Source organism: Rahnella sp. PAMC25617 (assembly GCF_050606005.1).
GTDB classification, from domain to species: domain Bacteria; phylum Pseudomonadota; class Gammaproteobacteria; order Enterobacterales; family Enterobacteriaceae; genus Rahnella; species Rahnella variigena.
Map to the genome: position 1 here is coordinate 1 of NZ_JBOCUM010000262.1, position 249 is coordinate 249.

At 41.0% G+C, this 249-nt stretch carries 1 protein-coding gene; it reads left to right on the forward strand.

Translation table 11 applies throughout. The annotated features are described in order from the left end of the window. Positions 1-249 (forward strand): alanine racemase C-terminal domain-containing protein (locus tag ACM615_RS24315; protein WP_431012697.1); only part of this gene is annotated, 249 nt, incomplete at both ends.

The following is a 249-nucleotide window of genomic DNA, read 5'->3' on the forward strand; positions in this document are numbered from 1 at the left end:
TCAGTGTTTTGAAAACTAATGTGACACAGATCAAATCGCTTGCTGCTACAGAGACTGTAGGGTACAATCGTGCAGGTGTGTTAAAGCGTGCTAGTCGTACAGCTACTATTAAGATTGGTTATGCAGATGGTTATGACCGTCGTTTTGGAAACGGTGTGGGAAAGATGTCTATCAATGGGCAACTGGTACCCACAATTGGTAATATCTGTATGGATATGTGTATGTTAGATGTTACTGATATTGACGTCA